The following is a 15,884-nucleotide window of genomic DNA, read 5'->3' as shown; positions in this document are numbered from 1 at the left end:
CATGACCGAATACTCCGTCTTCGTCCCCTTCGACCCCCAGCGCGGCGATCAGATCCTGCCCTTCGCCGCCCTCACCCAGTGGAGCACCGCGCACCGCCTGTGGCAGGGACAGGGCAGCGGCGGCGACCCGTACCAGGTGTTCGCCGTCGCCGCGGCCCACGGCTTCCGCACGCCCTGCGGCACCGGCGTCGCCCTGATGCCCTCCCGGCACCCCTTCGACGCCGCCCTCCAGGCCCGCACCCTCGCCCTCACCACCGGTCACCCCGTCACCGCCTGCTTCGGACCCGGCTCCCGCGCCCTGCAGCGCCGCATGCTCGGCGCCCCTCGGTGCCGCGCAGCGCGGCGTTCGCAGTTCTCCTACGCCGCCCTGCAGCACCCCGAACACGCCCTCCTGATCCAGCGCGTCCTGGACATCCCGCCCAAACGCTACGACAAGCGGAACGTGACCTTTCTGACGGCAGCAGAAGTCGACGCCTTGCTCGCGGCACCGGACCCGCGGCGCTGGGAGGGACGACGGGACAAGGCGGTGCTGGCCCTGGCCGTTCAGACCGGCTTGCGCGTGTCCGAAGTCACCAGCCTGGACCGCGACGACGTCACGCTCGGCGAGGGCTCGTCCGTCCGCTGCGAGGGCAAGGGCCGCAAGCACCGCTCAGTCGCCGCTCACCGGTCCGCTTCCGGCCGTGCCCGGCCGGGTGGCACGGCGTCCGGCCCGCGGCGATGCGGTTACGATCAACAGGCAATCACATCGCAGGTTTGGATGACATGACTGATCATCAGCTGGCTGATCTCCTGGCCCATGTACGCGGGCACTCGCCCTTCTACCGCGACCTCTACGCCGGACTACCCGGCGACGTCGCCGACCTGTCTGCCCTGCCGCTGATCGACCACACCGCCTACTGGGGCGCCCACGGCATCGAGCACAGCGGTCTGCTCACCGGCCCGCACCAGGACGGCATCGTCTTCAAGACCGGCGGCACCACCGGCGCACCGCGCGTCTCGGTCTACACCCGCGACGAGTGGCGTGCGATGGCCCGGCGCTTCGCCGGCGGGCTGCCCGCCGCCGGGGTGCGGGCGGGCGACCGGGCGGCCAATCTGTTCTACGCCGGGGAGCTGTACTCCAGCTTCGTCTTCACCCTCAACGCCTTCCAGGAGGCGCCGGTACCGCTGGTGCAACTGCCGATCGGCGGTGCGGCGCCACTGGACTACACCGTCGAGACCCTGCGGGACTTCCGCGCCACGGTGATCGCCGCACCGCCGACCTCACTGTGCCGGCTGGCCCGCGAGGTGACCGAGACCGTGGGGACGCTGCCGCAGGTCCGGCTGGCACTTTTCGCCGGAGAAGCCTTCTACGGCGACCAGTTGGCGCTCATGGCCACCGCATTCCCGAACGCGCGGGTCCGCTCGATCGGCTACGCCAGTGTGGACGCGGGCATCCTGGCCGGGCCGGTGGCGGACGAGCCGGACACCCGGGTGCACGAGGTGTTCACCACCGACAAGGTGATCGAGCTGCTCGACCCCGAGACCGGCGAGCCGATCACCGAGGAGGGCTGTGCGGGCCGGGTCGTCGCCACCGACCTGGTGCGTCGTCTGATGCCGGTGATCCGCTACCCGGTCGGCGACATGGCCGAGTGGGTCGACTACCCGCGACGCCGCTTCCGGCTGCTCGGCCGTTCCGAGGAGGGCGCCCGGGTCGGCGTGGTCACCGTCTACCTGGAGGACCTGCGCGCCATGGCCGCCCGGGCCGACCGGCAGGGCGCGGTCGCCGACCTGCAGGTCGTGCTCCGGCACCGCGAGGCCAAGGACGAACTGCTCCTGCGGCTGGCCGGCCCGGCCCGCTCGGCCGACTTCGAGCGGGAGCTGCTCGCCGTGCTGGACGAGGCCCGGCCGATGTTCGGCGCGGAAGTCCGGAAGGAGAACATCCACCCACTCGCCTTCGAGTGGGTCGGACCGGACGGACTGGACATCAACCCGCGCACGGGCAAACTGATCCGCCTCGTCGACCAGCGCGCGAACTGACGTCCGCGCGCTGGGAGAATCGCGCGAGCGGCCGTGCATCTTCCCACGATGCACGGCCGCTCGCGCGGTGGCCCCGCGCCCTTGGGAACGTCAGCGGTTCCTGGACCGCCGGTCCACCACGGCCAGCAGCTTCCCGCTCGCCGCCGTCTGCGCGAAGTCCGCGGCCGGGACGCACTCCACGCGCAGGTCCACCAGCCGGTCCCGCTCCACCGCCGCCGCGAGGTCCGGGTACCCGTCCAGGAACTCCCGGACGCCCGGCCCGTCCTGCGGCCGGCCCTCCAGCCGGACGGTCAGCGTCTCGTTGGCGGCGTCGTCCTCGTCCAGCAGGATCTGCAGCGCGCCGTGGTGCTCCAGCCGTTCCTCCGCGACCTGGACGAACCGCCGGTAGTTGAGGAAGTGGCTGCCGCTGCGGAAGATGTCGCCGAAGCGCCCCAGCAGTTCGAAACGCGGGGTGCGCCGACCGCACGGGCAGTCCTCGGTCAGCCAGCGCCCGAGGTCGCCGATCTCGTACCGGTCCAGCCGCTGCCCGCGCCGGGTGTGCGCGGTGAACACCAGCCGCCCGGCCTCGCCCGCCGACGCGGGCCGGTCCTCCTCGCGGTCGAGGATCTCCAGCGTGTGGAGTCCGCTGAACAGGTGGTAGACCCGCTCCGGCGCGTCCGGGCACTGGTAGCCGAGCGGGCCCGCGTCCACGCTGCCGTACGCGCCGGCCCGGATCACCTCGACCCCGAACTCCTCGCGCAGCCACTCGCGTTGGCCGGCCGGGAAGTGCTCGCCGCCGTAGAAGAGCTTGCGCACACCGCGGTACCCGCGCAGCAGGTCCGCACCCTCGGTGAAGATCCGCAGCAGGTAGTTCGGCATGCCGAACAGGGTGTCGACCCGGTGCTCGACCACCGACCGGGCGACCGCCGCGTGGTCGTCCTGCGCCATCATCGGGTACTGGACCGCCCCGAGCGTCTCCAGCACCGAGAAGAAGCTGGAGAACCCGCCGTACAGCTGCCCGCCGAAGAAGAGGTTCATCGCCCGGTCGGTCCGCGGGTCGAACCCGGCCGCCAGCAGGCCCTCCGCGCCGGAGCGCATGTGCTCGTGGTAGTCGTCCCAGCTGAACGCGGAGAGCTTGGGCGCGCCGGAGCTGCCGCCGCTGCGGAAGAAGACCTCCGCACGGCTGAGGTCGGTCTGCAGCTGCTCGAACTCGGTCTTGGCGGTCACCGCGACCGCCGGAGGGGTGAGTGCGCGCGCACCGACCAGGTCGTCCAGGCAGGCGTCGCCGGTGAACCGCCCGTCCAGCTGGACGTCCACCCGGCGGCTGTAGCGCTGCAGCGCGTACACGCCGTCGTGCGGCTCGCCGTCGTAGCTGCCGAGCATTCCGCCGGGCACCGTCACCCGCTGGACGCCCGCCGCCAGCACCGCGCCGGCCAGCTCCGCGGTGTCGGTGCGGCTCGCGCCGATCCCGGCGGTCTGCAGGTAGCGGCGCATCGGGCGCAGCACCTCGGCGATCCGCTTGCGCGGCAGCGGCTTGACCCAGACCGTGCGGTGCAGGGGCGAGGCGCGCAGCGCGCTGCGGGTGTCGGCGAGCACGTGCCAGCTCGCGTCGGGGGCGGCGTGCACCTTGGTGAGCCCGAGGTGCTCCTCCAGCCGGGCCACCAGGACGGTGTTGGTGATCTCGGCGCTCTCCAGCTGCTCCCGGTCCTGCGGTGCGGGTGCGCGGGCGGCGAGCACGGCGGCGAACCGCTCGGCGAAGGCGAAGAGTTCGTCCTCGTCCTCGGTGTCCAGGTACACCACCTGCGGGCTGGCGCAGGCCTGCTGTTCGAGGCGGCAGATGTCGTCGGCGATGCCGTCCAGCGTCTCGGGGGCGGACCAGGCGTCGGCCGTCAGGTACGCGAAGGAGAGCTTCGGGCCCCAGTCGACGAGCCGGCAGCCGGCGGGTATCAGCGCGGCGATCGAGGCGATGGCCTCCTCGCCGCCCCAGGCGGCGACGGCGTCGGCGGCCGCGCACAGCCGCTGGAGCCAGTCGGTGCGCGAGGACGGGAAGCCGAGCACCACGACCTGCCGGGCGATCGCCCCGGTGCCGTCGAACTCGGCCAGGGTGGCGAGCAGTTCATGGGTGAACCGACCCTCGCCGCTGGTCTTGACGACGTTGAGGTTGCCCGCGAGCAGGCCCTCGACCACGGTGAGCGCCGCGGCGGCGGGTGCGTTGCCGGGAGCGATGTGCACCAGCAGGCCGACCGGCAGCCAGCCCTCGAAGATCTCCCGGCGGAAGTCGAAGCGCGCCAGCCGCCCGGGGTCGATGCCGCCGAGCTCGCGGGTCAGCTTGACCTCCAACGCCTCCCGGGACAGCGCCTCGGTCAGGTCGTGCATCGTCCGCGAGGTCTCGTCCTCGGGCACGCCCGCCTCGCGCAGCAGCCCCGCCAGCTTGACGTGGTGCTCGCCCGCCGGGTCGGCCAGCGCGACGGCCAGGCGGTCGCAGGCGGCGAGCACGGTGATCGGGCTGAGCCGCTCGGCCAGCGCACCGGCGGCGTACTCGTCGAGGCGCTCCAGGCGGGCCGCCGCCTCCGCGTCGTCCACCCACGCGCCCTGCCAGTAGTGCTGAGTCACTTTTTCCCCTCGGTCTTGAGCAGTTCGGCGGCGGCGACGGCGCAGCTGCGGTTGCGGCTGAGCCCAGCCCGCCCGTGCACCTCGAACCAGGGCGTGGGCAGGCCGCAGCCGCACTCCTCCGGCGCGTGCTGGGTGACGAGGTCGCCCATCAGCACGGACTGGGCCGGCACCGAGGTGATGTACGGCGAGATGAACTGGGGGTAGCCGCTCTCGCCGTACGGCAGCGGCTGGAGCGTGCGCACGTCGCGGACCAGCTGGCGGGCCCAGACCGGGACGTGCAGCCGGTGGTTGGGGCACTCCATGTGCAGGACGGAGTGCTCCACCGCGCCGTAGCCGTCGCGGATCCGCCCGTCCGGGATGCCGAGCTGCTCGTGGATGCGCCGGTACAGCTCCGGCTTGGCGACCTGCTTGTCCGCGTTGCCCTTCCAGCCGCCGCCGAAGACCACCAGGGACTCCGGGTTCAGCCGCAGGGGCGGCAGGCCGAGTTCGCGCATCCGGTCCAGCGTGAAGGAGAGGAAGGCGGGGAAGCCGAGGATCCGGACCGGCGCGCCCTCCTCGGCGAAGCGGATCAGCGCGCGGACGCAGCCGAACGGGTCGAACTCGTGGCCGCTGCCGGTGTGCTTGAGCGCGTACTCGACCGAGCGGACGGGAGCGAAGTGGCACAGGTACTCGTCGGTGAACGAGGTGCCGAGGTTCAGGCCCGGTCGGGGCTGGTAGTTGGAGAGCAGGTAGTTGACCGGCTCATCGCCTTCGGACCTGATCCAGCCGTAGTGGTCGAAGACCCGGGCGACCATCCGCTGGCCGTTGCGCAGGGTGAAGTCGTCGAAGGCCATCTGCGACTTCTGGCCGGTCGTGCCGGAGGAGGTCAGGGTCAGCAGCGTCTCCTCGCGCGGCAGCGACAGCACCTCGTGCAGCTTGAAGAAGTTGGCGTGCACGAACGGCAGTCGGTGGAGCTCCTCGATGGACTCCAGGAGGTGCCCCTCGGCCTCCCACAGCCTGCCGAAGTAGGGCGAGCGCTCGGCGTGCCAGGCGTTGATCTCGTTCATCGCCGCCGTGAACAGGGCGTCCACGTCGTCCCCGGCGCGGTACGGCTCGGCCAGGTCGACCAGCTGCTGTACGTGGGCGAGTGCTTCGGGGTCCGGTACCGAGACCGGTTGGAGGTACGTGTTCATCGGAATATCCCGTGGGTGTCGAGGTGCTGCTTCTTCCACAGCTCGATGTACTGCTCGGTGAACGGCTGGAACGCGGAGTCGATGGCCAGGTCCCGGAAGTCCAGCGGCTGCAGGATCCGGGCGAGTACCACATGGTCGCGGAAGCCCTCGCCCTCCCGGCGCATGGCGGGGTAGGCCGCCACCGGCAGGAAGCCGTGTCCGAGCAGCCGGCGCAACAGGTGGTAGCTGTCCAGCGGCACCAGGGCCTCGATGTACCGGGCGCCGTGCGCGGCCAGCCGGTCGGTGATGGTGTCGAGCTCCTCGCCGATCTCCGCGAGCTCGATGCCGATCAGCGTGCAGTACCCGTCGGCGGGGCTGAGGTGCGCGTACACCTCGTAGGCGCCGTCGGCGGCGGAGAGCATGACGTTCGGCTCGTGGAACGGGTAGAAGCACTCCTCCAGCCCGTCGAACCGGCGGCTCACGAAGGCCGGCGCGTCGATGAACTCCAGCTCCCGGACGACGCTGCCGCCCTTCCTCGGCCTGGGCAGCGGCTCGTCCACGAGCTCCGGGCGCTGCGCGGGCCCCGGCACGTCCGCCAGCGCCCGTACCAGCCCGCCGAGTTCGGACGGGACCTTGTACACCGGGAGCCGCTGCTCCAGTACGCCCGCGCGGTGCTTGGCCAGCAGCACCATGGTCTCGTGCCAGGCGGCCTTGCGCAGGTTCGGCAGCACGCCGAGTGCGCGGAAGCCGGACTTCAGGCAGATGCGCTGCGGGGCGGTGGTGTCGGTCCGGGCGGTGGCGTACACGGAGTCGACCGGGTGGTCGCCCGTCAGCAGCTGGTCGGCGAGATGCTGGACGGCGAGGTTGGCCCCGCCGAGCCCACGGGCGTCCGGGTGGATCACCAGACCCTGCAGCTTGCCGATCCGTGCGGCCGGGTCGACCGTGCCGAGGATGGATCCGAGCAGCCGGTCGCCGCCGGGCTCCCGGGCCACCAGCCAGGTGGTGTCCGGGGCCGCGATCTCACGGGCCATCACCTCGGGGTCGGTGCCGAGCGGCAGCGCGTAGCTCCGCCCGTACACCTGGCGGTAGAGCGTCAACAGACCGTCCACGTCGTCTGGACGGGCCGGGATGAATTCGAGGGCCAAGTCGCCTCTCCCAAAAGGCGGCACGAACACGGTTCATCGCACGCGCACCACGAAAGAAACTTGAGTCGCAAGCAAGACGTGCCCGGTCCGAGCAGCCACATTGCCGCTCCACCACAGTAACGCTCACGCAACGGTGCACCGGACCGTCACGGTGCTAAAAGGCCGTCAGAAGGCTTGGATGCGACGAGAATCACAAGCACGCGAAATACGTACGAAATTGAACCAATGAACTTCCGCTGAACGTTGTCCGGCCGTTCGCCGACCGGTCGTCAGGGTTCCTCCGGCGGTGTCGGCCCGACCGCCGCCGGCGGTCGGCCGGATGCCGGGCGGGCCGGTTCGCCGCCGTCAGGGCATGCGCGCGCTGAGGGTGCGGGCGACCTGGCGCAGCACCTTGTCGCTCCAGGTCCGGTCCGCCTTCGGGTACTCCCCCACGCCGCCGGCCGTCGAGGTGCCGCTCAGCTCGTACTCGTACGGTCCCTGGTGGCAGGTCAGGTTGCCCCTGGCGAGGTCGTCGGTGTAGCAGCCCTGCGGGCCCAGTGAGGTGCCGAGGTCCTGGAACTCCTTGTGGTACTTGGTCGCGTCCTCACGGGCGCGGGCCAGGTCCTTGGCGTAGCCCTTCGCGACGAGCGCGGGGTCGGCGACGGCGGTGAAGGTGAGCGTGACGCTGCTGTTGCTGTCGCTCTCGTACTTGTCGGGCAGGCCGAAGCCGAACTTGCAGCCGGCGTCGGGCGCGTCGCCCGTCGTGCCGGGGTCCGCCTCGGCCAGCGGGTTGAAGTTGATGACGGTGACCTTGACCGGCTTTCGCTTGATGCCGGCGGCCTGCGGCAGGATCGCCTTGATCTCGGCGTCGCCCAGCACCTCGCAGGCGTGCGGCCATTGGGCCAGCGCCAGCGAGCGACCCGACGGCGGCTGGGCGGTGAGCCGGTTCCCCGACGGCTGCGCGGAGCCGAAGTCCAGGGCGGGCACGTCCTTCTTGCCGCATCCGGCGAGCAGGAGTACCGCGGCCCCGGCCAGGGCCGTGGCGGTGGACAGTGTGCGGGTGCGTGTCGTCATCGTTCCCCCGGAAGTGTGCGTGTGCGTGTGCGTGACGGGCGGGTGCGCCGGCGATCAGGACACGGACGATCTTTGCACTGTACCGCCCCACTGGTCGGGTCGGGTGGGCGTTCGGGAACGGCCCGGGCGTTGCGCCGGAGCTGCTGCTCCGGGCCGTCATCCGGTGGGAGGTGGCTCCGAACCCGGTTCACGGCGTGAACGGCAATTCCGTCGGAGTTCTCGCCGAGGATTTCCGGCCGGCCGAGGACGGTGGAACCGGAAAAGGGAAACCGGCGGGAGGGATTCGCCGGGCACGCAACCTCTTTCCCGGGATCCCGGCGACGATCACGGCCCATGGTGGGACGGTCCATCAAGTCGGATGCGGCATGCAGCAGATGGACCTGGCGTGAGCGCCTCTGGTGGATTCCGGCAGCTCGCAGCAGCCCCCGGCGGCCCGGAGGCGCCGGGAGCCGGCGCGCCGGACTCGCGGTAGGGGAGGGTGGAGTCGAGGACGGGGAGGGTGGGCATCGCGGTGTCACTTCGCTTTCGGTACGGGGATTCGTTCTGTACGGGGGGGGGTTCAGAGGTTGAGGCTCAGGACGCGGTCGACGGCGATCTCGAGGACGACCAGGTCCGGTGGGGCGGGTGGGGCCGCGCGGTAGCGGGCGGTGTAGCGGCGGACGGCCTCGGCCAGGCGCTCGGGGTCGTCGGTGACGGTGGCCCGGCCTTCGAGGGTGGCCCAGCGGAAGCCGTCCGCCTGGCAGAGCGCGACCCGGGCCTCCGCTCCCGTGGACGCCACGTTCCGTGCCTTGCGGGCCCTGGCCCGGGTGGTCACCCGGGCCAGTCCGGTGGCCGGGTCGAAGGTGAAGCGGACGGGGGCGACGTGCGGGGTGCCGTCGGGGCGGAGTGTGGTGAGGGTGGCCGTGTCCGGGCGGGCGAGGAACGCCCTTGTGCTGGCCGGGAGTTCGACGGTCGCCCGGCTCACTTCGCTGATCATCCGCACAGTGAAGCACCAACACCACGTCCGCTCAAGGGCGTTCGCCCGCTCCCGACCGGCGCCGGTGCGGCCCTGCCGTGCTGCCCCGTGTCCGCCTGCCGCGTGGCCTGACGGGGTGCCCGGCCGCGGCAGCGCGTGACGTCCGCCCGGGCCGCTCCACTTCCCGCAGCGGTCCCGGTTCTGACCGGACCCCGCCGGTCAGGTCGTCGTGGCGGCCCGGTCCTCCCCGCCACGGGGCGTGCGGTTGTCGGCTGCCGGCACGTCGCCGGCACCGGCGAGCCCGCAGTGCGCCGCAGTGCGCCGATCGCCGGGTCGCAGATGGAGACCGTGAGCCGGTAGGGCGGCCGGCCGGTGACGGTGTCGTGCGAACGGAGCGAGATCCATGAGCGTGCCCACCGAAGTCTCACGGTTCCGCCTGGGCCACCGGACGAGCGTGACCCGCACCGAGGGGGTGCGCAGCACGGCCTACCGGTCGCAGTGGCACCTGTTCCCGCTCGGCGCGAGCCGGCGCCCGGAGTCGGGGTCCGTCGTCCTCGCCTGCCTCATCGGCGGCGGCGGCGCCGTTCCCGGCCTGTCGGGCGTGACCGGCCTGCTGGCCGTGGCCACCGGCTTCGGCGTACGCAGCGCCGGCAAGACGTACCCGGGCGTCCACCTGGACCGCAACCAGCCCGCCACCCCGGACACCCCCGCACCGGATCTTCGTCCGCTGACACCGCCGGACGGCGATCCGAACGTCCGCTGGGCCGGGTGCGACTGCCCGGCTTCCGGGGTGGTCCCGGCGGAGCGGAGCGTCGTCAACCTCGCTCGCCCGGAACGCCGATGAGGCGGCCGAGCATCGCCATCACGGTGATCCTGGTCCTCTTGTCGTTCGTCACCGCGCAGTGGGCATCGACGCCTCGCTCGTCCGGTGCCTCGTCCGGCTCGGCCAGGCCCAGCCGGATCAGGTCGACGGCGTACTCGTGGCACCGGGAGTAGTCCGCCGCGGCGCTCACGGCCTCGACGTGGTCGATGCGGCCGGGATCCGCGGCGCGCAGCAGCGCCGGGCTGGGCGGCGGGCCCAGCACCTCCTTGATCCACCCCGAGACGGTCTCCCGGGGGCAGCCCCGTTCCAGCCCCGAGGAGGCCGCGGCGGCGAGCGCCAGGCGGATCAGGAGCGTCCCGAACCAGGCCGCGGCCTCGGCCGGAGGTGTGTCCGTGCCCGCCGGCGGCATCACGGCCCGGTACAGCGCGGCCGGGTCGTCGGCGTGCGCGGCGGCGGCGACCGTCTTCACCGCGTTGCCGAGGGCGGCCTGATCGATGGTCATGTCGATGGTTCTCCCCACAGTTGGCGGCCGTCAACTTACCGCTCCGGCGCGGTGAACGGCTGCCGAAGGGCGCATCCGCCCGCTGCGCGCGCCGGCGGGGTGACGGACCTGACCGCCGGGCCCCGCGGACGCCGCTCGTGGCCGCCGCGTTCGAGGCCGTGCGGGACCGCGCCGTCCCACGCGAGCGGTACTCGGTCCGGAACGGGCGGCCTTCGCCGCCCGCCACGCGCCCAGGCGCAGCGGGACCTGGAGCAGGAGGCCCAGGACGAGCGGTGGGAGGAGCGGCAGCGGGCCGAGACGGCCGCTGCGCTGCGGGCGGCCGCCCACGCGAGCGCCAGGGCCGCCGCGTGGGCGGCCGGGCTGGCCACACGCACCGGTGACCGGTCGCTGGGCGAGTTCGCCGCGGCCGTCCTCGCCTGTGGCCGGGACCTGGATCCCGGGGACGGCGAGTGTGGCGGCGGGCCCGCGGAGGTCACCCAGGCGCTTGACGGATTCGTTCTGCTCGACGACGGGCTCGGCGTCCAGGAGGGCCTCGTCCTGGCGGCCGTCGGGCGATCGCGCTCGCCATGCCGCGCACCGTCACCTGCGGATGCCCCGTCACCCAGCTGCCCCGGCTCGCGGAGCGCCCCGAACAGGTCCTCGCCGCCGACCGTGCCGTCACCACCGAACACCGCGGTGAGCCCCTGGTTGTTCTTCGCCCCTCGGGTCCGCGCGGGCCGTCAGTCGTCGGCCGATCCGCCGTGCTCCGCGAGCCACGCGCGGGCGCCCACCGCGAGCCCGGTGAGGGTGCCCACCAGGTGCACCGGCCCGGTGGCGGCCTTGGAGTGCATCGCCACGTAGCAGGGCCAGAACTCCTCGAAGGACGCGAAACGCCTGCTCTCAACCATGCCGGGACGGCAACGGCACGCCGACGCTCCGCCCAGGGCATGGTCGGATGAGCCGACGACGCGACCGGGCGCCGCGTCGTCGGCCACCCGTTACGCGTTCGGGTCCCAGGCGAAGAGTCGCTCGAAGACGACCCGGTCGCCGTCGATCTTCACCGAGTCCAGCGGGGTGCGTCCGTAGAACCACAGGACCAGCTCACCGGCCGTGCCCCGGGCGGAGGCGTCGGCCGGGGCCAGGGCCTCGCCCTCGCCGGCAGCCGGGAGGCGGACGGCGCGGGCGCCGTCCGCCTCGACCGTGAAGCGCCAGGAACGGCCCTCCGTGGCGTGGTAGTCGACGACGGCCGGCTCGTGCGGCCAGACGCCCGACCACGCGCAGCAGGTGAACAGGAAGTCCTCGACGCCGTCCAGCGCCACCTCCGCCGGCAGCGGCTCCGCGGCGCCCACGGTGAGCTGGGCGTCATAGGTGTGCATCGCGATCTCCTGAAGCTGGTGCCGGGCGACGGCACCGCTGGTCCGCGGCGACTGCGAGGCGCCCCACCACGTCCAGCACTCGGCGTCCGGGCCGACCTCCCGCAGGGTGTCCAGCAGCTCCTGCGTCGACGCGGCCAGCCAGGCCACCAACGCCTCGCGTTCCCGGGGCGCCTGCGCCTCGGCGCGCGCCGCCACGGCGTCGGCCGGCGGGGCGTCGGCCGGGCCGGCCTCGACGACGGCGGCCCAGAACGGGCGACCCGAGCCCAGGTGCCGCGCCAGATCGAACAGCGTCCACTCGGGACAGGTCGGCACCTGAACATCCAGGCTGGGCGCGGCGGCGATCGCGGCCCGGAAGGCCGTCGCCCGATCGTCGATCAGTCGCAGCAGGTCAGGGAGTTCAAGATTCTTCTGCACTACGGCTGTCTACCACCGCACTCCCGGCGGCCGAAAGCGATTTTCCCGGCCGCCACCTGCCGACGCCGTCCGAACCATCCGCCCGACCCCCCGCCGGCGGCGCCGCGGGCCGCTCCACCCCCGGGCCCGAGCAGCAGCAGTGCTTCGAGGACGGCGCGAAGGCCATGCGGGAGCTGAAGGACCGGTACGGCCCGCTGCAGGTCCGGTGGTTCACCGCGGCGGCCTCTCTCCGGCACCACCAGGAGGTCGACGCGGCCCGGAAAACGTCTTGGACCGTCAGACCCGTCTCGGCCATGATCCTCACGTGACCACCTACCTCGAGTCCGAGCGCCTGACCCTGCGCCACTTCGCCGCCGCCGACGCGGACCTGCTGATCGAGCTGGACAGCGACCCGGCGGTGATGCGCTACCTGACCGGCGGCGCTCCGACCCCGCCGGAGGAGGTCCGCGACCGCGCCATCCCCAGCATCCTCGCCGGCTACGAGCGCTGGGATCACGACCTCGGCCTGTTCGCCGCGCATGAGAAGGACGGCGGCGCGTTCGTCGGCTGGTTCTGCCTGCGTCCGCTGCGCAGCGGCCCGCGTGAGGAGGCCGAACTCGGCTACCGCCTGCGCCAGGCGGCCTGGGGCAGGGGCTACGCCACCGAGGTCTCGCGGGCGCTGCTGGCGAAGGGGTTCGCCGAGCTCGGCATCCGCATGGTCTGGGCCGAGACGATGACCGTGAACCGCCCTTCGCGCAACGTCATGGAGAAGCTCGGGATGACGCTCGCGGAGAACATCCCCACGCCCGACGACATGATGGCGGTCGAGGGTTCCGAGCACGGGGGCGTGCGGTACGAGATCACGAAGGAGCAGTGGGAGCGGCGGCAGGCGTAGGCGGCGCGAGGCGCGGGGCCCGTGGATGTGAAGTCATCGGCCCGGTCGGTGCCTGATGGGGCGGCAGCCCGTCCGGTGCGCGCCCCGGCGGGGGCTCCGGCAGCACCGGACGGACACGCCCCGGTGGACCGCGGGCTCAGAACTTCCTTGCCTGGCTGACCTGGTGCAGGTGAACCAGGACGTCGTAGGCCCGGCCGAGCGCGAGTTGCGGCTTCGGGTCGCTGACGTAGATCGAGCCCGCCTCGTAGGTGGGGCGGGAGGTGTCCAGCCAGTCGCGGGCCGCCCGGGGCGCGGTGCGCAGGTCGACGTAGTAGTCCCGGTAGCGGACCCGGTCGAGGGTGTACTCGTTCATGTCCGGCGTGGCCGCCGGCACCGTGACGGTCTTCCAGTCGTCTGTCAGGACGGCGTCGTTGGTGAGGAAGGAGCCGCTGTCGAAGGTGAAGCCGATCGCCGCGTAGTCGCGGCCGTAGGTGGCGCGCAGCCGCGAGCCCTGCGGCTCGGGGTACAGGAACGTGTCGGTGGCCAGGTAGCCGACGTGCCCGTTGTGCGCGGACAGCAGCACCTTGCCGCCCGTGTGGCGCTGCCACCATGCGGTGTTGTCCGCCATCGCCCGGTCGCGCAGCTGCTCGGCGGCGGAGACCGAGGCCCGGTCGGACATGTCCAGGGTCGCGAAGGCGAAGGTCTCGGCGATGTTCCGGGCGTGCTGCACCGCCCACGCGTGGGCGTCGTCGGAGGCGCCGGCGCCGCTCGCGGTGACCAGGTCGAGCGCCTGCTGCGCCTTGGCGGCGTTCTCCCGGCGTTCGGCGAGCGGCTTCTTCAGGTAGGCGAGGACGTCGTCGAGCGGCCGCAGGCCCGCGTAGAGGCCGTCGAGCTGAGGGAGGATGTCGGGGCGGGCCCCGCGCACGTACGAGGTGACCCGTTCGAACATCCGGTCGCCGAGTCTCGGCAGGCCGAGGTCGTCGCCCACGAAGTGGACCGGGTTCTGCGGGTGGCTCCGGTTGTACTCCCGCATCCAGGCGATCAGGTCGGCGAACTCCTCGCGGTCCCACGGACTGCCGCCCAGGGCCTCCTTGACGAGTTGCCGCGCGTCGCCCGGACCGCCCTGGACGTACTCGTCGATCTGCAGGCCGCTGCTCCAGCTCGTCTCCAGGGCGAAGGCGGTGAAGCCCTTCTCCTCGACGAGGTAGCGGAACAGCCGCTGCTTCATCGCGAAGAACTCGTGCGAACCGTGGGTGGCCTCGCCCAGGCCGACCACCTTGGCATCGCCGATCATCGAACCCATGGCGCGCAGGTCGGTGGTGCGGCCGCCCGGTTCGGTCGTCCGCAACGGCTGGGCGACGCCATCCAGTGCGCGCACCACGGCGGAACGCTGCGACGCGACCGGGTCCGCGGCCGCGGCGGTCGCCCCGGGCGTCACCGGCGAGGCGACCGCCGCTACCGGGACCAGTGCGGCCGCAGCGGCCACCACCGCCGTCAGCAGTCCACGCCGCCCGATCCCCTTGGTGCCTGCCATCCTTGTGATCACTCCTCGACTCGACGGACTGCCGCTGCCTGCGGCGTTCGGTGAGTTGATCTTCACGTGGGCGGGGCCTGCCGCGCGCTGGGGCGGACCGCCGTCTTCACCGGGGGGAAACCCCCGACCGGATTCGGCGGTCGACCCCCGGCCGCCGTCGGCCCGCCGGCCGTTACCGCGCGACAGCCGCCCAGACCGGTGCCCGGAGCCCCCACCGGTGCCGAGGAGCGGACGCGGTGTCAGCCCCATGAGCCGGGGCCGGGCGGGAGGTGGACGGTCGTCATCATGAGACGGGTCCCGTGCCCGCGCCGCGCAATGCACGTCGGGCGCGTCTGCGTCCCTGCGGCGGAGGCCAGCGCGGCCACCGGCGCGGCGGGCGACCAGCGGGGCGCGCACGGTCAAAGGACGCCGTACACGGGGGCCGCGACATCGTTGCCGTCGGCGCCCAGGCAAACCACCATCGAGTGACCGTCCGGGTCGACGAAGCAGCCCAGCGCCCGGCCGGCCAGCGGCCGCACCGCGTCCTTCCCCGTGTTGAGCTCGCGTCCGTGCGGCGTGAGCAGGCCGCAGACAGTCGCCAACCGCCGACCGCCCAACTCCCAGTCCACCTTCACCGGGCGGGTGTCGCCGTACTGCAGCAGCACCGCGGACACCTCCCCCAGGCAGCGTCCACCGCCAGGTGCAGCGGGCACTGGAGCTGGTCGGCGGTCGCGAACAGCGCCACTGCGCCGTCTTCCCGGCTGCAGGTGTTCCGGTGCCCCGTCGATGCTCCTGGAAGTCGCACGGCTCAGGCTCGACGATCTCGACCTCACCCGCCACACCCAGCGGACCCGAGGTGGCGAGGACCACCAGCACGCCGTCTACCCGGACGCTCTGCCCCTGGTCGTCTACCCACCGGGGATGGATCTGCCCAACGCGGGCCGCGCGGCGACATGCCGACCGCCTGCCCGCGAGACCCTGCGCCGCCTCGGCTCCACGGACTGAGCGCGCGCTGAGCGGGTATGACTGGGCCGGGAAAAGTGAGGTGGCTCTGTGGTCGGGTGGATCGTGCTGGGCCTGTTGCTGGCGCCGGCTGTCCTATTCCTCCTGGTGCTGATCGTCGCGACGCTCCACCGACCGAAGAGCCCGTTCAGCACCGCGCCTGGACGGCCGGCCGAGACGAGCGCGTCCGTCGGCGACTTGAGCGCTGGCGGGACAGCACCGCCGACGCCCACGCCCACGCCCACGCCCACGCCCACGCCCACGGGCGAGCATTCGTACTCCGAGTCCAATACCTGGCTCGCGGCCTACCGACGCGCGCACCCCAACGCCACCCCTGAGATGGAGGTGGCCGCCGCACGCGAATACCACGAGGACAAGACGAAGTACCGCGGCGTGTCGCCAGGCGTAAGGGCCGCCCACAAGAAGCTTGAGAAGGAGCGCCGGGGTACCGGCTGGAACGACGACTGGGCGCGCGGCGGGTAGTCGAGCGAACTCTGGGCCGAATTGCGT

15 protein-coding genes and 1 pseudogene are annotated in these 15,884 nt (G+C 72.6%); 6 read left to right on the top strand and 10 right to left on the bottom strand.

Annotated features, from left to right (window positions below; all coding sequences use genetic code 11):
• The first annotated feature begins 1 nt into the window (after nucleotide 1).
• Both ACFWIS_RS19515 and ACFWIS_RS19510 read left to right on the top strand, forming a co-directional pair.
• The gene (locus tag ACFWIS_RS19515) at nucleotides 2-766 is read left to right on the top strand and encodes a tyrosine-type recombinase/integrase (protein ID WP_380462326.1); all 765 of its coding nucleotides are present in this window, start codon (nucleotides 2-4) and stop codon (nucleotides 764-766) included.
• Complete coding sequence (locus tag ACFWIS_RS19510) at nucleotides 763-2,016, top strand: phenylacetate--CoA ligase family protein (protein ID WP_380462327.1); 1,254 nt, start codon at nucleotides 763-765, stop codon at nucleotides 2,014-2,016. Before ACFWIS_RS19515 ends, ACFWIS_RS19510 begins: the two co-directional genes overlap by 4 nt.
• Before the next feature lie 90 nt (nucleotides 2,017-2,106).
• On the opposite strand, the gene ACFWIS_RS19505 is transcribed toward ACFWIS_RS19510, so the two are convergent.
• From ACFWIS_RS19505 to ACFWIS_RS19485, 5 genes are all read right to left on the bottom strand, one after another.
• Complete coding sequence (locus ACFWIS_RS19505; RefSeq protein ID WP_380458029.1) at nucleotides 2,107-4,608, bottom strand: acyl-CoA reductase; 2,502 nt, start codon at nucleotides 4,606-4,608, stop codon at nucleotides 2,107-2,109.
• The gene (locus ACFWIS_RS19500) at nucleotides 4,605-5,780 is read right to left on the bottom strand and encodes an acyl-protein synthase (RefSeq protein WP_380458030.1); all 1,176 of its coding nucleotides are present in this window, start codon (nucleotides 5,778-5,780) and stop codon (nucleotides 4,605-4,607) included. The genes ACFWIS_RS19505 and ACFWIS_RS19500 overlap by 4 nt, the downstream gene beginning before the upstream one ends.
• A complete protein-coding gene (locus tag ACFWIS_RS19495) occupies nucleotides 5,777-6,904 on the bottom strand; it encodes a GNAT family N-acetyltransferase (RefSeq protein ID WP_380458032.1) in 1,128 nt (375 codons plus the stop codon). Before ACFWIS_RS19495 ends, ACFWIS_RS19500 begins: the two co-directional genes overlap by 4 nt.
• A 345-nt stretch (nucleotides 6,905-7,249) precedes the next feature.
• On the bottom strand, nucleotides 7,250-7,957 hold the full coding sequence (locus ACFWIS_RS19490; RefSeq protein WP_380458034.1) for a hypothetical protein: 708 nt from the start codon (nucleotides 7,955-7,957) through the stop codon (nucleotides 7,250-7,252).
• A 559-nt stretch (nucleotides 7,958-8,516) separates the two neighbouring features.
• Nucleotides 8,517-8,933 carry a pyridoxamine 5'-phosphate oxidase family protein gene (locus tag ACFWIS_RS19485; RefSeq protein ID WP_380523925.1) on the bottom strand — a complete coding sequence of 139 codons (417 nt, stop codon included), beginning with the start codon at nucleotides 8,931-8,933 and terminating at the stop codon, nucleotides 8,517-8,519.
• A 382-nt stretch (nucleotides 8,934-9,315) separates the two neighbouring features.
• On the opposite strand from ACFWIS_RS19485, the gene ACFWIS_RS19480 reads away from it, so the two are divergent.
• Complete coding sequence (locus ACFWIS_RS19480) at nucleotides 9,316-9,756, top strand: hypothetical protein (RefSeq protein WP_380458057.1); 441 nt, start codon at nucleotides 9,316-9,318, stop codon at nucleotides 9,754-9,756.
• Here the strand turns inward: ACFWIS_RS19480 and ACFWIS_RS19475 are convergent.
• The 3 genes and pseudogenes from ACFWIS_RS19475 to ACFWIS_RS19465 form a co-directional block, all read right to left on the bottom strand.
• Nucleotides 9,728-10,237, bottom strand: a complete 510-nt coding sequence (locus ACFWIS_RS19475) for a hypothetical protein (RefSeq protein ID WP_380458059.1) — start codon at nucleotides 10,235-10,237, stop codon at nucleotides 9,728-9,730. The genes ACFWIS_RS19480 and ACFWIS_RS19475 overlap by 29 nt on opposite strands.
• Nucleotides 10,238-10,998: 761 nt before the next feature.
• Nucleotides 10,999-11,124, bottom strand: a pseudogene (locus ACFWIS_RS19470) (Mpo1-like protein); the annotation flags it as partial.
• Nucleotides 11,125-11,214: 90 nt separating this feature from the next.
• The gene (locus ACFWIS_RS19465; RefSeq protein WP_380458061.1) at nucleotides 11,215-12,006 is read right to left on the bottom strand and encodes a maleylpyruvate isomerase family mycothiol-dependent enzyme; all 792 of its coding nucleotides are present in this window, start codon (nucleotides 12,004-12,006) and stop codon (nucleotides 11,215-11,217) included.
• Between the two features lie 304 nt (nucleotides 12,007-12,310).
• Here ACFWIS_RS19465 and ACFWIS_RS19460 point away from each other — a divergent pair, with 304 nt between their 5' ends.
• Nucleotides 12,311-12,880 (top strand): GNAT family N-acetyltransferase, encoded by a 570-nt coding sequence (locus tag ACFWIS_RS19460; protein WP_380458062.1) that lies wholly within the window; start codon nucleotides 12,311-12,313, stop codon nucleotides 12,878-12,880.
• A gap of 136 nt (nucleotides 12,881-13,016) precedes the next feature.
• On the opposite strand, the gene ACFWIS_RS19455 is transcribed toward ACFWIS_RS19460, so the two are convergent.
• Nucleotides 13,017-14,393, bottom strand: coding sequence for an erythromycin esterase family protein (locus tag ACFWIS_RS19455; protein WP_380458064.1), 1,377 nt, complete (start codon nucleotides 14,391-14,393; stop codon nucleotides 13,017-13,019).
• Between the two features lie 398 nt (nucleotides 14,394-14,791).
• Nucleotides 14,792-15,037: a hypothetical protein gene (locus tag ACFWIS_RS19450; RefSeq protein ID WP_380458066.1), complete on the bottom strand. Its 246-nt coding sequence runs from the start codon at nucleotides 15,035-15,037 to the stop codon at nucleotides 14,792-14,794.
• 121 nt (nucleotides 15,038-15,158) lie between these two features.
• Here ACFWIS_RS19450 and ACFWIS_RS19445 point away from each other — a divergent pair, with 121 nt between their 5' ends.
• On the top strand, nucleotides 15,159-15,377 hold the full coding sequence (locus tag ACFWIS_RS19445; protein ID WP_380458068.1) for a hypothetical protein: 219 nt from the start codon (nucleotides 15,159-15,161) through the stop codon (nucleotides 15,375-15,377).
• Between the two features lie 48 nt (nucleotides 15,378-15,425).
• Entirely contained in the window at nucleotides 15,426-15,857 is a 432-nt protein-coding gene (locus tag ACFWIS_RS19440; RefSeq protein WP_380458070.1) for a hypothetical protein, read from the top strand.
• Nucleotides 15,858-15,884: the final 27 nt, after the last annotated feature.

It is taken from the genome of Kitasatospora sp. NPDC127060 (genome assembly GCF_042724935.1).
Lineage (GTDB): Bacteria > Actinomycetota > Actinomycetes > Streptomycetales > Streptomycetaceae > Kitasatospora.
This window is presented reverse-complemented; position numbering and strand designations above follow the sequence as displayed.

What these genes read in the sequence shown, in the direction of transcription:
- ACFWIS_RS19515 (WP_380462326.1), top strand. Translation starts at nt 2, where the DNA reads ATGACCGAATACTCCGTCTTCGTCCCCTTCGACCCCCAGCGCGGCGAT.
- ACFWIS_RS19510 (WP_380462327.1), top strand. Translation starts at nt 763, where the DNA reads ATGACTGATCATCAGCTGGCTGATCTCCTGGCCCATGTACGCGGGCAC.
- ACFWIS_RS19500 (WP_380458030.1), bottom strand. Translation starts at nt 5,780, where the DNA reads ATGAACACGTACCTCCAACCGGTCTCGGTACCGGACCCCGAAGCACTC.
- ACFWIS_RS19490 (WP_380458034.1), bottom strand. Translation starts at nt 7,957, where the DNA reads ATGACGACACGCACCCGCACACTGTCCACCGCCACGGCCCTGGCCGGG.
- ACFWIS_RS19485 (WP_380523925.1), bottom strand. Translation starts at nt 8,933, where the DNA reads ATGATCAGCGAAGTGAGCCGGGCGACCGTCGAACTCCCGGCCAGCACA.
- ACFWIS_RS19480 (WP_380458057.1), top strand. Translation starts at nt 9,316, where the DNA reads ATGAGCGTGCCCACCGAAGTCTCACGGTTCCGCCTGGGCCACCGGACG.
- ACFWIS_RS19475 (WP_380458059.1), bottom strand. Translation starts at nt 10,237, where the DNA reads ATGACCATCGATCAGGCCGCCCTCGGCAACGCGGTGAAGACGGTCGCC.
- ACFWIS_RS19455 (WP_380458064.1), bottom strand. Translation starts at nt 14,393, where the DNA reads ATGGCAGGCACCAAGGGGATCGGGCGGCGTGGACTGCTGACGGCGGTG.
- ACFWIS_RS19445 (WP_380458068.1), top strand. Translation starts at nt 15,159, where the DNA reads ATGCTCCTGGAAGTCGCACGGCTCAGGCTCGACGATCTCGACCTCACC.